Raw genomic sequence first — 12,626 nt, 5'->3', positions numbered from 1 at the left:
TATTGACCGGTAAACAGCAAAAGGTTACAGACCCGCATAAAATAATTTTCGCTTTTTTTTGTAACCTTTTACTTAGCGTCAGGCAATAACTAGCGACCAGAGCGTGTTCTGGCACATTTAATCTGACTTTCTAAAAGGAACATAGTATGAAGACTTCGTTACTGACCGCGGCTTTAATCAGCACCGTCATCACTCTGACATTCGCTCAGTTGCCTGCTGCATACGCTGGCACTCTGAGTTTACCCGCTTATTCCGCAGACAGTTTTCAGCTGGCTGAAGCAAAAGGCAGTTTTGTGCTGGTTGCGACCAAGCCAGGCTGTCCGGTGTGTAGCAAACAAATTCCAGTCATCGAAAGCACGCTGCAACTGCCCGAGTTCGCTAATCTCACCGTACTGCAATATAACCAGGTTACCGAAAAAGCATTGAACAAACGCTTTGGTGTAACCGGCCAGAGCACCATTATTGTCTACCGGGACGGGGTTGAAGTATCAAGAACCCGAGGGCTGACCGAGGCTGATGCGATCAAAACTGAACTGATGAAAGCGCTGTAAGCGGAGGCACCATGTTACCTGACGTCTCCGTTTTACCTTTGCTGTTTTTGGCTGGCATGCTGATTACACTGTCCCCTTGTATTCTGCCGGTGCTGCCTGTAATGGCGGCGTCAGGGTTAGCTAAACACCGTTATGCACCAGTATTGACCGGACTGGGTTTAGCGATTGGATTTGCATTAATGGGCGCAAGCCTAAATGGCTTACTCCAGTTACTCGATATTAGCATTGCGCAAAGCAGACCTGTCTTTGCCATTATTATCTTATTGCTGGGTGTGATGCTGGTGGTGCCGGCATTTAAAAGCGGCTCTTCTTCACTACTGGCGCCATTAGCGGCAAAAGCGGATAACCTGGCAAGCCGCCTGGAACAGAAGCCCGGTGGGGCCTTGTGGTTGGGGTTGTTGTTAGGTGCCATCTGGAGCCCCTGTGCCGGACCTGTGTTAGGTGCAGCATTAAGTTTTACTCACACCTCGGCATCGATAGTAAGCGCGACGCTACAGATGTTTGTCTTTGGCTTAGGTGCAGCCCTGCCGCTGATTATCGTTGCTTATCTGATGGCAGGCTCAGCACATCGCTTTTTACCCAAGTTTGCTGCCAAAGGTGAGCGCGGCCGCCAGATTTTGGGTTATAGTTTAATTTTGGTGGCGTTGTTAATCTTAACCAACCTTGATCAAACCCTATTGGTGCTCGCGACTGAAAATTTGCCGGCGAGTTGGTTGGAACTGATTACCCGTTATTAACTACGTCGTAACAGCAAACTAAACCGGCGCTGTATTACCGGGTACTGAACAGACTTTTATTTTCTGATGATGGCCAGCGGAAATGCTGGCCAGTTGAACAAACGAGGAAAACGTGATGAATACATTAACCAAAACGCAATTAACTCTGGCGCTGGGCGCCCTTACACTGGGCTCAGGTAATGCCCTGGCGGATAGCAACCCATTTCAGGCGCAACAACTGAGTATGGCCTATCAAGTGACCACTCAGGACAATACCGGGGTTAAAGTTAAGGTAAAAGAGCAAGCCACCGATAAAGCCAAAGAAATGAAATGCGGTGAAGGTAAGTGTGGTGAAGGCAAATGCGGCGCCGAAATGCAGAAAAAAATGGCTGATGCCAAAAAGCAGGCTGCCGACAAAGCCAAAGAAATGAAATGTGGCGAAGGTAAATGCGGTGAAGGCAAGTGCGGTGCCGAGATGCATAAAGCCGATGCCAAAGCTAAGGCCGCTGAAGCTAAAGCTGCCGGTCAGGAAAAAGCCGCTGATGCCAAGAAAAAAGCCAGTGATAAAGCCAAAGAAATGAAGTGCGGCGAAGGTAAATGCGGCTCTATCTAACGCCAAATGAAACCACTCGCTCACTTTAGTAGCAGCAGCGCAGGCCTGGGCCTGCGCCGCGAATTGCTGCCAGAACTGTTAGCAGATAAGCCAGCTATCATCGATTTCTTTGAGGTTGCGCCAGAGAACTGGTTACCTTATGGCGGTAAACTGGCGAAGGATTTCCGGCAACTGACCGAACGCTATGCGTTTTTTTGTCATGGCCTGTCGTTAAATATTGGTGGCCCGGATCCGCTGGATCTGGATTTTTTGCAGCAGCTAAAACACTTTCTCGACCAGCATCAGATCCTGCGCTATAGCGAACATCTGAGTTATTGTGCTGCCGACGGTCATCTGTATGACCTGATGCCGATCCCCTTTACTGAGGAAGCGGTACATTATGTGGCGGCACGGATTAAACAGGTGCAGCAGATCCTGGAGCGGCCATTGATTATCGAGAATGTCTCCTACTATGCTGCGCCAGCACAGCAATTAAGTGAACTGGAATTTCTGTTGGCGGTGCTTACGGAAGCCGACTGCCCGCTGCTGCTGGACGTAAATAATATCTATGTCAATTCCATCAACCATGGCTACGATGCCAGAGCCTTTTTAGCTGCGATGCCAAGCGAGCGCATTGCCTACTACCATATTGCCGGACATTACCAGCAAGCGGCCGACTTACTGATTGATACCCATGGCGCTGCCATTCCTGATCCGGTTTGGCAATTGTTGCGTCTTAGCTATCAGCAGCATGGTGTAAAACCGACCTTATACGAGCGGGACTTTAATATCCCGCCGCTGGCCGACCTTTGCCAGGAACTGTCGCAGATTAAGCAATTGCAGCAAGTTGCCAGCCCGAGACCAGCAGCAGTATGACTGAGCCGACAGCCCCTAACTTACAGCAAACCCAACTGGCGTTCGCCCGGGCCATTCGCCACCCCCAAGAGCCCTATGCGGAGCAGACGGTGCCAGCAGCACGGCTGCAGATCTATCAGCAGCTGTTCTTCAATAATGTCAGCGGCTTTATCGATAATGCCTTCCCGGTGCTCAGTGCGCTATATCAGCCCGATGCCTGGCTAAGCCTGAAACAACGTTTTTTTGCCGATTACCGCTGTCACTCGCCTTATTTCTTGCATATTGCCCAGCAGTTTGTCGATTTTCTGCAGCAATATCAGCCCGCTGCCGCCGATCCGCCGTTTTTAGCCGAACTTGCCCATTACGAATGGGCTGAGCTTTATGTCGGGACACTAGCTGTCACGTCAGCACAGCAGGCCGTGACACCGGCACAACTAACGTCGGCCAGGTTAAAGCTAACCGAAGCCAGCCTGTTAGCCGTATACCAGTATCCGGTGCAGCACCTGAGCCCGGATTATCAGGTTAACGAACCCGGACCAGGCCAGGCCTTTCTGATCTACCGCGATTGGCAGGATGAAGTGATCTTTGTGCAGTTAAATCAGGCCAGCTTACTGCTGTTACATCAGCTGACGGAGCAACCGGGACAAACCTTGCCACAACTGACTGCCAGCCTGGCACCACAACTCGCGCCCTACAGCGCAGCGCAACTGACCGAATTTGCGCTACCCTTACTGACAGAGTTGGCCGTTAAGGGCGCACTGCTGCACGATGGCGGCTAAGTTGGCCTTGTCGCCTTAGCCGGCTCAACTTGAATTTTTTTCATCTTGATTGGAAAAACTTTCACACCAAATGGATAGCTAGACGTCTAAATAGCTGTATACTTATGCTATCAGGTTTTGGAGTAACAGCATTATGGCATTATCACTGGCAGAGAAAATTGCAGATCCACAGCAAGGGGTATATCTGATTGGTACTACTCCACCCAAAGCCGGCACCGCCGCTGATAAAAGCTTGCGGATCGCGGGTAAGTTGTTAGGCCGTTTGCAACAGCTCGAATACGATGGCCTGATTGTCTATGATATTCAGGATGAAAGTAGCCGGGTTGCCACCGAGCGTCCTTTCCCGTTTCAGAGCACTCTGGACCCGCGCGAATACAGCCGGTTGTTACGCGAGCTATCGGCGCAGGATGTCATTACCTATAAAAGTGTGGCTCAGCGTGATAGCAGCGAATTTGAGCACTGGCTTAGTGAAAGTGCCGCAACCTTTGCCCTGAAAAATCTGGTGTTAGTGGGTAGCCCTTCATCACATGGCCAGATCAAGCTCAGTTTACCGCATGCCTATCAGCAGCTCGCCGCCCATCCGGCAAGCTTCTTTTTGGGTGGAGTTGCCATTGCCGAACGCCATGCCAAAAAAGGCGATGAACATTTACGCTTAATTGATAAAGCGGCCCAGGGCTGTCAATTCTTTATTTCGCAGGCGGTATATAACGCCCAGGCGACCATTGATCTGATCACCAGCTATGCCCGCAGCTGCAAACAGCAGGGCCTGACGCCAAAACGTGTGATTTTAACCTTTACCCCGTGCGGCAGTGAACAGACACTGGATTTTATGCAATGGCTCGGTATTTCGGTGCCACAGGCCTCGCGTTATCGTATTCTGGATGCCGAAAACCCACTGAACGAATCGATTAAGATCTGCCGCGATAATCTGACACAGATCTTAACCCACTGCGCGAATTTGGAGGTGCCGCTGGGCCTCAACGTTGAAAGCCTGACTAACCGCAAGGAAGAAATCGATGCCTCTATCCGCTTGTTCCGGCTATTAAAGGCGCTGATGGAGTTACATCTGGCAGAAAAGCAGGTTGCTTAAGCGACCTGCTTTGGCGGCATTTGCTGCGTGCCGTGCTTAACCCAACTTGGGCGCATCGTAGTTGGCAGGTTCATCGCTATAGATACAAACATTCCACTCTGCAGCCAGCCCATCCTCCGCTAAGCAATATTGCGCAAAAAAGGCTTGAATTTCCGCGCGCTGACAGTGAGCTTCAAAGCTGGCCAAATCCGCCCAGATTTCATTAAAGGCAATCGGGAAACTCTTACCGTCAGCAAAAGGACTCTGGATTTGCCGGGTCACCACATACTGTAGACAGCCGTCCTCACGTAAGGTATTTGGCTCCAGGCTTTGCAATACCCGGAATAACTCGGCTTCTTTTCCCACCTTAGGCAAAAATTGGGCAACACAATAGACTTTCTTTGACATCAGCATCCCTTATTAAGCGAGCCTGCCGCATATAGCGGCAGGCAACAGAGTATTAATGGCGGCCAAATACCGTAAACAGCTCGGCATTAAGCCATAAATGACAGAGTACACTGGCGGCGTAGCCCAGTAAAATCACCGGTGCCCATTTTAAATGGCCAACGAAGGTATAGTAGCCTCTGGCCTGCCCCATCAACGCCACCCCAGCGGCAGAGCCGATAGACAGCAGACTGCCGCCAACACCAGCAGTAAGCGTAATCAGCAGCCAGTGACCATGAGACATCTCCGGGTTCATCGTTAATACCGCAAACATCACTGGGATATTATCTACCACCGCCGACATCAGTCCCAGCACCACATTGGCTGCAGTCGGGTTCCAGTTGGTATATAACGCAGTCGAGAGCAGCTCGAGATAGCCGATAAAGCCCAGCCCGCCGACGCAAACCACCACACCGTAGAAAAACAGTAAGGTATCCCACTCAGCCCGCGCTACCCGGCTAAACACATCAAAAGGCACCACTTGCCCCAGTGCACGGATCCGCTCCATATCACCGGCGCGCTCAGCCAGTGCCCGCTTGCGCGCCAGACTGCCCGGTAAGGTTTTACGCAGGAAGAAGCCGAAGAACTGCAGGTAACCCAGTCCGGTCATCATCCCCAAGACCGGCGGTAAGCCGAGATAAGAGTGAAAGGCCACGGCAGTGGCAATGGTTAATAAAAATAAGGTCAGGATCCTCAGTGCGCCGCGTTTTAACTCAACTTCTTCCGCATGACCACCCGGTGAGCGCTTCTCCACAAAAAAGCTCATAATCAGCGCCGGCACACCAAAGTTGACCACAGCCGGTAAGAACAGCGTGAAGAACTCATTAAAGGTGACGATACCGGCCTGCCAGACCATCAGGGTAGTAATATCACCAAAGGGGATAAAGGCACCGCCGGCATTGGCCGCCACGACGATATTGACACAGGTCAGGTTGATAAAGCGCTTATCGCCTTCAGCCACTTTCATCACCACAGCACACATCAGCATGGCCGTGGTCATATTGTTGGCAAAAGACGAAATTGCAAAGGCCAGCACGCCGCTGATCCAGAATAAGCTGCGATAACTAAAGCCAGTGCGGATCAACCAGGCGCGCAGGGCATCGAATAAACGCCGCTCCTCCAGAGCGTTGATATAGGTCATCGCCACCAATAAAAATAACATCAGCTCGGAGAATTCCAGCAGCGTATGGCGAAAGGCCGATTCCGCCTCGGTCGGCATGCCGGCCTGCATATAATGCCAGCCAATCATCGCCCAGATGATGCCAGCGGCCACCAGCACCGGTTTGGATTTACGTAAATGAATTTTCTCTTCGGCCATGACCAGCAAATAAGCCAGCAGGAAAATAACGATGGCAGTGATGCCAAGGGCACTGTCGGTTAACGGCAACGGACCGGTTGCCGCCATAGCAATATTCGGCCAGCACAACAGGCTGAGCAACAAGATAGACGCAACTTTTAAATAAGACATGGTAATCACTGGGATTGGATTAGGCAGAAAGGTCTCTATCGGGCTGATGCCTGATATTGAGCGCATATGATACGCCCTTTTTTGCGCTTTAATAGCACTAACTGCAACAGAATTTGCAGTTAGTCTGATGACTTTAGTCGAATGCGCTCAGCAACCACTAACAACATGCAGCAATAAACAACTAGCAATCACAACAGCAGCTGCCAGCGCCGACTGATTTAGCGCAGTACCAGCATCGCGCAGCGTGCCTTACTTAGCATCGCCGTGGTGGTACTGCCCAAAATAAACTGCCGGATCCGCGAATGGCCGTAGGCGCCCATTACCAGCAGATCAATGACTTGTTCCTGCTGGTACTGGTGCAGCGCCTCGTCCGGCTCGCCGGTCACTATCGCGGTACGGGTATCAAAACCGGCCAGCGTTAGCACACTGGCGGCTTCGGCCAGCTGTTTTTCGGCTTGTTCACTGGGTACTGCGGCCATCACCAGATGTACCGGTAGGCCACGACACAACGGGCTGGCGGCCAGCATTTCCAGACTCTTTTGCGCGGTAGCGCTGCCATCATAGGCCAGCATCACCCGCTTCGGCGCGGAAAAACGCTGCTGCGTCAGTAAAATAGGCTTTTGCATACTGCGGATAATCATCTCGATATGCATCCCCAGTTGCCCATGCGCATCGGTACTGCTTAAGCCTCGCTTACCCAATACCAATAACCGGGTTTCCTCCTGCAGTGCCTTTAATGACTCCAGTAACGGACCGTGCCGCATCAGTTCGCTGATTTCAGCGACTGCGGCGGCAGTAGCCCGGGCATGCGCTGCATCCAGAATATGATGGCCGCGCTGCAATGCCAGCTTGCTGTGTTGTTCATCCAGCTCTGCCAGTTGTTGCAGTAACACTTCCTGCGATCCCAAACCGATACTGCCACTTAAATCCGGCGTTTGGGTATGCTGAGCCCGGTCAATCACATGCACCAGACTAAGGGGCGCGGTCAGCGCCTTCGCGGCCCAGATCGCACCATCACAAACCGCCTCAGCATAGGGTGAGGCATCAATACAGGCGTAGACATGCTTTGTCATCGTTAGTGTCCCATCAATTTTTCGACTGCGTCAGGCTGTTGATGCACAGCAAATTTATCCACCAGGGTAGCGCTGGCTTCATTTAACCCCAGCAGCTCAACCATGGTACCTTCACGGCGGAACTTTAGTACGACCTTATCCAATGAACTAACGGCGGTAATATCCCAGAAATGCGCCCGACTTAAATCAATCTGCACCTTATCCAGTGCTTCCTTAAAGTCAAAGGCGGCGACAAATTGCTCCGCCGAGGTAAAAAAGACCTGCCCGACCACCTGATAATGCCGCTCGCGGCCACCGGCTTGCAGGCTAGAACTGATGTAGAGGATCTGGCCCACTTTATTGGCGAAAAACAAGGCACTGAGTAACACACCAAGCAGTACACCATAAGCCAGATTATGCGTAAAGACCACTACCACCACCGTCGCGATCATCACGATACTGGAACTTAGCGGGTTTTTACGTAAGTCCCGCACCGAGCTCCAGCTAAAGGTGCCAATAGACACCATAATCATCACAGCAACCAGCGCCGCCATCGGGATCATGCCGACATAGTCACTTAAAAATACAATAAACAGCAGCAAGAAAATACCGGCCAGTAGGGTCGAGAGGCGGGTGCGGCCACCGGATTTCACATTAATCACCGACTGCCCGATCATGGCACAGCCAGCCATGCCGCCCAGTAAACCAGAACCAATATTGGCGATACCCTGGCCGACACATTCCCGATTCTTATCGCTGCTGGTATCTGTCAGATCATCAACAATGGTTGCGGTCATCAGTGACTCGAGTAAACCTACCACGGCCAGCGCCAACGCATAAGGGAAAATAATTTTTAGCGTGTCCAGATTTAACGGCACATCCGGCCATAAAAAGACTGGTAAGCTATCAGGCAGCTCACCCATATCGGCGACAGTACGCAGATCGAGCTGGAAATAAACGGCGATAGCGGTTAACACTACTATACACACCAGAGGGGATGGAATGGTTTTGGTGATATACGGAAACAAATAGATAATGGCCAGGCCCGCCGCGGTCATGCCATACACCAGCAAGGTACCATGTTGCCCACTTAATTCCGGCAGTTGTGCCATAAAAATCAGGATCGCCAGTGCATTAACAAAGCCGGTAACCACAGAGCGTGACACAAAACGCATCAGCTCGCCCAGCTTTAGTAAACCAAACAGGATTTGTAGTAACCCGGTTAATAAGGTTGCGGCCAGTAAATATTCGAGACCATGTTCCCGCACCAGCGTAATCATCAGTATCGCCATGGCGCCGGTTGCCGCCGAAATCATCGCCGGCCGACCACCAGCAAAGGCGGTAATCACCGCGATACAAAAAGAGGCATAAAGGCCGACCTTAGGATCGACGCCAGCAATAATCGAAAAGGCAATGGCTTCAGGAATTAAGGCCAGCGCGACCACCAAGGCAGAAAGCACATCGCCCCGCACATTGGAAAACCAGGTTTGGCGTAAGGAATTTAACATAGAGCATCCAACAAGAGTCTGACAGTATCGATAACAACAAAATGGCAGTTGCCTGTCGGCAGTGACTTTACTGTTACCACAGAAATGGCTGCCGGTAGCGACCAGCGAATAACAGCTTTTTCGCTTTAGTGCGTTACAGACATAAAAAATAACTGCACCAGGCAAATTATCCAGATATTGCGTTATTTACACCGGCCCACCCTCGTTGTATTTCAATCAATTAGAAGAGATTCTGCTCGTGCTTATTAGCAGCCGCCTTATAAAATGACGGGGGATTATAGCAGTTTTAACCTCTGAAAACGATTGAAAATCGCCATCTTAGCTTACTCACTGCAACTAAGTGTCCTTTAGCGCAATTATCCCCTGCTTGGCTCTAGCCTGCTAAACCGGCAAGCCGTCGCGGAAAAATTGTACGCCACCACAGTGGCTGCAACTTAACAGCTCGGCCGGGTGCGTATAATCGATACTGTGCTGACATTGACTGCAGCGATAGCGGCCCATGCCAACATATTCGCCCTGATAATACACGCCCTGATGTTGGAAATCGTCAATCAGCTCGGCCCACTCTACTTGCGTCCGGTCGGTAATTTGACTTAATTGCTCCCACAGCTCCTCAGTCCACATCGAAGGTTGCTGCTCCTCGGCAGCTGCTTGCTGCCACTGACTTTTCAGCGTTTCTAGAAACAGTTGCGTCTCATAGGCACTGAGCTCCTTACCAGCTTTCAGATAAGCTTTCAGGGTGTCGGCAACATCCAGCATACTTTGCAGCTGTTCTTGCCCTGCCTGTTGCAGTGTCTGACTCAGGTCTTTAAGCCAGTTGCGGTATTTCGCGTTAAAGTCTGCCATCTTGTACTCCACTGGTAATTTAGCAACGCTATTCTGAGTATAGACAAAGGGTAGCTTATTGTTGTCAAACCGCGGCTAAGGTATGCTATAGCCACTTTTTTTACCCATTTCAGCCTGAGGCTGACGCCGGGTCATCCCCGACTTTTCTGGAAGAGCTCAATGCAACAGCAATATAACCCGCAGCAGATTGAAACCGCCCTGCAGCAGCAGTGGCAGGATCAGAATGTTTTTAAAGTAACTGAAGATCCAAACAAAGAGAAATTTTACTGTTTATCGATGTTCCCTTATCCAAGTGGCCGCCTGCATATGGGCCATGTGCGCAATTACACCATCGGTGATGTGATCAGCCGCTTTCAGCGGATGCAGGGTAAAAATGTGCTGCAACCTATGGGTTGGGATGCCTTTGGTTTACCGGCTGAAAACGCTGCGATTAATAACAAGACCGCGCCAGCTAAGTGGACCTACGCCAATATCGATTATATGAAAACACAGCTAAAACGGCTGGGTTTTGGTTACGACTGGGATCGGGAAATTGCCACCTGCAAACCGGATTACTATCGCTGGGAACAATGGTTCTTCACCAAGCTGTATGAAAAAGGCCTGGTTTATAAAAAGATGGCAACGGTAAACTGGGACCCGGTGGATCAGTGCGTACTGGCGAACGAACAAGTGATTGATGGCCGCGGCTGGCGCTCCGGCGCCTTAGTTGAGCAGCGCGAGCTGGCACAGTGGTTTATTCGTATTACTCAATATGCCGAAGAGTTATTAGAGGATCTGGAACAGTTAACCGAGTGGCCGGAACAAGTCCGCACCATGCAGAAAAACTGGATTGGACGCTCCGAGGGCGTCAATATCCGTTTTGGCGTCGCTGACAGCGACACTGAGCTGGAAGTCTATACTACCCGTCCGGATACGCTGTATGGTGTGACCTATGTCGCGGTAGCCGCCCAGCACCCGCTGGCGCAGCAAGCGGCACTGAGCAACAGCACTCTGGCCGCCTTTATCGAAGATATTAAAGGCAGCAAGGTCAGCGAAGCCGAAATGGCAACGATGGAGAAAAAAGGCTGTGCCACCGGCCTGTACGCCATTCATCCGCTGACAGGTGAGCAGGTACCGATCTGGGTCGCCAACTTTGTCCTGATGGACTACGGTTCAGGTGCCGTGATGGCGGTGCCGGGCCACGACCAACGTGATTATGAGTTTGCCACCAAGTATCAGTTGCCGATTAAGCAAGTGGTTACCGCAGCGGATGGCAGCAGTGTCACACTGGAGCACGCGGCTTATACCGAAAAAGGTCTGCTGATTAACTCAGCCGAATTTAACGGCCTGGACTTTGCCGCCGCCTTTAGCGCTATTGCAGCCAAGCTGCAACAGCTGGGCAAGGGCGAAGTTAAAGTGAACTACCGCTTACGCGATTGGGGTGTATCACGCCAGCGCTACTGGGGTACACCGATCCCAATGTTAAATCTGGCAGATGGCAGCGTGGTGCCGGTTCCGGCCGAGCAGCTGCCGGTACGTTTACCGGAAGATGTGGTGATGAACGGCGTGACTTCGCCGATTAAAGCTGATCCGGAATGGGCGAAAACCCAATATCAGGGCGCAGCCGCGTTCCATGAAACCGATACCTTCGATACCTTTATGGAATCAAGCTGGTATTATGCCCGCTACTGCAGCCCGGATTATGATCAGGCGATGCTGGATCCGGAGAAAGCCAACTACTGGTTACCGGTTGATCAGTATATCGGTGGCATTGAACACGCCATCCTGCACCTGCTGTATGCCCGCTTTTTCCATAAACTGTTACGCGATGTCGGTCTGGTGCAAAGCGACGAACCGTTTAAACGCTTGTTATGTCAGGGCATGGTATTGGCCGAAACTTTCTACCGCGAAACCGACAATGGCGGCAAAGAATGGTTCTCGCCGCAAGACGTACAGGTTGAGCGCGATGAGAAGGGCCGCATTACCCAGGCCATCCTGAAAACCGACGGCCAGCCGGTGTTATCTGCCGGCATGAGCAAGATGTCGAAATCGAAAAACAACGGTATCGACCCGCAAAAAGTTATCGATCTGTACGGTGCCGATACCGTGCGCTTGTTTATGATGTTTACTGCGCCGCCAGAGCAAACGCTGGAATGGTCAGATTCCGCCGTTGAGGGCGCGCACCGCTTTATCAAGCGGATCTATACGCTGATCCATGATGTGCTGGCAGCGGGTGTGCCAGGCGAACTGCAGCTAGACGCGCTAAATGACGAGCAAAAAACCCTGCGCCGCGAGCTACATAAAACCATTGCTAAGGTTACCGACGATATCGGTCGTCGCTATACCTTTAACACTGCTATCGCGGCGGTAATGGAGCTGAGTAACAAGCTGCAAAAAGCCAGTCTGGCCACGCCGCTGGACCGTGCTGTGATGCACGAGGCCTGCAATGCGCTGCTGCAGTTATTAAACCCGATCGTGCCCCATGTAGCGCAGTATCTGTGGGCCGAGCTGGGTAACAGCAGCCTGATTGAACAGGTCGCCTGGCCTGGCGTCGACGAGAGCGCCCTGGTCGAAGACGAGAAACTGGTGGTGGTGCAAATCAACGGTAAGGTGCGCGCTAAAATTACCGTACCGGCTGCTGCAGAGCAGGATGCGGTACTGGCTATCGCCAAACTGGATGAGAATGTGCAGCGTTATCTGGACGGCGTCGCCATGAAAAAGGTGATTTACGTACCGGGTAAACTGCTTAATCTGGTGGTGGGCTAAG

Annotated in this window: 12 protein-coding genes; 7 read left to right on the top strand and 5 right to left on the bottom strand. The window is 51.6% G+C overall.

Features of this window, described 5'->3' with window-relative positions; all coding sequences use genetic code 11:
- Positions 1-146 precede the first annotated feature (146 nt).
- The 6 genes from H1D31_RS04795 to H1D31_RS04770 all read left to right on the top strand — a co-directional run bounded on the left by H1D31_RS04795 (position 147) and on the right by H1D31_RS04770 (position 4,583).
- Positions 147-551, top strand: a complete 405-nt coding sequence (locus tag H1D31_RS04795) for a thioredoxin family protein (RefSeq protein ID WP_065955881.1) — start codon at positions 147-149, stop codon at positions 549-551.
- A gap of 11 nt (positions 552-562) precedes the next feature.
- Positions 563-1,288 carry a cytochrome c biogenesis CcdA family protein gene (locus H1D31_RS04790; protein WP_261256551.1) on the top strand — a complete coding sequence of 242 codons (726 nt, stop codon included), beginning with the start codon at positions 563-565 and terminating at the stop codon, positions 1,286-1,288.
- A gap of 115 nt (positions 1,289-1,403) precedes the next feature.
- Complete coding sequence (locus tag H1D31_RS04785) at positions 1,404-1,880, top strand: hypothetical protein (protein WP_065955883.1); 477 nt, start codon at positions 1,404-1,406, stop codon at positions 1,878-1,880.
- A gap of 6 nt (positions 1,881-1,886) precedes the next feature.
- Positions 1,887-2,735 (top strand): DUF692 domain-containing protein, encoded by an 849-nt coding sequence (locus H1D31_RS04780; RefSeq protein WP_065955884.1) that lies wholly within the window; start codon positions 1,887-1,889, stop codon positions 2,733-2,735.
- On the top strand, positions 2,732-3,493 hold the full coding sequence (locus H1D31_RS04775) for a DUF2063 domain-containing protein (protein ID WP_261256549.1): 762 nt from the start codon (positions 2,732-2,734) through the stop codon (positions 3,491-3,493). The genes H1D31_RS04780 and H1D31_RS04775 overlap by 4 nt, the downstream gene beginning before the upstream one ends.
- A 133-nt stretch (positions 3,494-3,626) precedes the next feature.
- A complete protein-coding gene (locus tag H1D31_RS04770; protein ID WP_261256547.1) occupies positions 3,627-4,583 on the top strand; it encodes a hypothetical protein in 957 nt (318 codons plus the stop codon).
- A gap of 36 nt (positions 4,584-4,619) precedes the next feature.
- Here the strand turns inward: H1D31_RS04770 and H1D31_RS04765 are convergent, their stop codons facing one another.
- From H1D31_RS04765 to H1D31_RS04745, 5 genes are all read right to left on the bottom strand, one after another.
- Positions 4,620-4,970 carry a putative quinol monooxygenase gene (locus H1D31_RS04765; RefSeq protein WP_261256545.1) on the bottom strand — a complete coding sequence of 117 codons (351 nt, stop codon included), beginning with the start codon at positions 4,968-4,970 and terminating at the stop codon, positions 4,620-4,622.
- A gap of 52 nt (positions 4,971-5,022) precedes the next feature.
- A complete protein-coding gene (nhaD, locus tag H1D31_RS04760; protein WP_261260069.1) occupies positions 5,023-6,474 on the bottom strand; it encodes a sodium:proton antiporter NhaD in 1,452 nt (483 codons plus the stop codon).
- 218 nt (positions 6,475-6,692) lie between these two features.
- Positions 6,693-7,547, bottom strand: coding sequence for a universal stress protein (locus tag H1D31_RS04755; protein ID WP_261256543.1), 855 nt, complete (start codon positions 7,545-7,547; stop codon positions 6,693-6,695).
- Positions 7,548-7,549: 2 nt separating this feature from the next.
- Entirely contained in the window at positions 7,550-9,034 is a 1,485-nt protein-coding gene (locus H1D31_RS04750; protein ID WP_261256542.1) for a SulP family inorganic anion transporter, read from the bottom strand.
- 381 nt (positions 9,035-9,415) lie between these two features.
- Positions 9,416-9,880 (bottom strand): zinc ribbon-containing protein, encoded by a 465-nt coding sequence (locus H1D31_RS04745; RefSeq protein ID WP_065955889.1) that lies wholly within the window; start codon positions 9,878-9,880, stop codon positions 9,416-9,418.
- 159 nt (positions 9,881-10,039) lie between these two features.
- Between H1D31_RS04745 and leuS the strand changes: the two genes are divergently transcribed.
- On the top strand, positions 10,040-12,625 hold the full coding sequence (gene leuS, locus H1D31_RS04740; protein WP_261256540.1) for a leucine--tRNA ligase: 2,586 nt from the start codon (positions 10,040-10,042) through the stop codon (positions 12,623-12,625).
- The last annotated feature ends 1 nt before the right edge of the window (position 12,626 follow it).

Source organism: Alishewanella sp. BS5-314 (assembly GCF_025377695.1).
In the GTDB taxonomy this organism is placed as follows: domain Bacteria; phylum Pseudomonadota; class Gammaproteobacteria; order Enterobacterales; family Alteromonadaceae; genus Alishewanella; species Alishewanella aestuarii.
The sequence above is the reverse complement of the archived record's forward strand: the minus strand, read 5'-3'. Positions and strand labels throughout refer to the sequence as shown.

What these genes read in the sequence shown, in the direction of transcription:
- H1D31_RS04780 (WP_065955884.1), top strand. Translation starts at nt 1,887, where the DNA reads ATGAAACCACTCGCTCACTTTAGTAGCAGCAGCGCAGGCCTGGGCCTG.
- H1D31_RS04775 (WP_261256549.1), top strand. Translation starts at nt 2,732, where the DNA reads ATGACTGAGCCGACAGCCCCTAACTTACAGCAAACCCAACTGGCGTTC.
- H1D31_RS04755 (WP_261256543.1), bottom strand. Translation starts at nt 7,547, where the DNA reads ATGACAAAGCATGTCTACGCCTGTATTGATGCCTCACCCTATGCTGAG.
- H1D31_RS04795 (WP_065955881.1), top strand. Translation starts at nt 147, where the DNA reads ATGAAGACTTCGTTACTGACCGCGGCTTTAATCAGCACCGTCATCACT.
- leuS (WP_261256540.1), top strand. Translation starts at nt 10,040, where the DNA reads ATGCAACAGCAATATAACCCGCAGCAGATTGAAACCGCCCTGCAGCAG.
- nhaD (WP_261260069.1), bottom strand. Translation starts at nt 6,474, where the DNA reads ATGTCTTATTTAAAAGTTGCGTCTATCTTGTTGCTCAGCCTGTTGTGC.
- H1D31_RS04750 (WP_261256542.1), bottom strand. Translation starts at nt 9,034, where the DNA reads ATGTTAAATTCCTTACGCCAAACCTGGTTTTCCAATGTGCGGGGCGAT.
- H1D31_RS04770 (WP_261256547.1), top strand. Translation starts at nt 3,627, where the DNA reads ATGGCATTATCACTGGCAGAGAAAATTGCAGATCCACAGCAAGGGGTA.
- H1D31_RS04745 (WP_065955889.1), bottom strand. Translation starts at nt 9,880, where the DNA reads ATGGCAGACTTTAACGCGAAATACCGCAACTGGCTTAAAGACCTGAGT.
- H1D31_RS04790 (WP_261256551.1), top strand. Translation starts at nt 563, where the DNA reads ATGTTACCTGACGTCTCCGTTTTACCTTTGCTGTTTTTGGCTGGCATG.
- H1D31_RS04785 (WP_065955883.1), top strand. Translation starts at nt 1,404, where the DNA reads ATGAATACATTAACCAAAACGCAATTAACTCTGGCGCTGGGCGCCCTT.
- H1D31_RS04765 (WP_261256545.1), bottom strand. Translation starts at nt 4,970, where the DNA reads ATGTCAAAGAAAGTCTATTGTGTTGCCCAATTTTTGCCTAAGGTGGGA.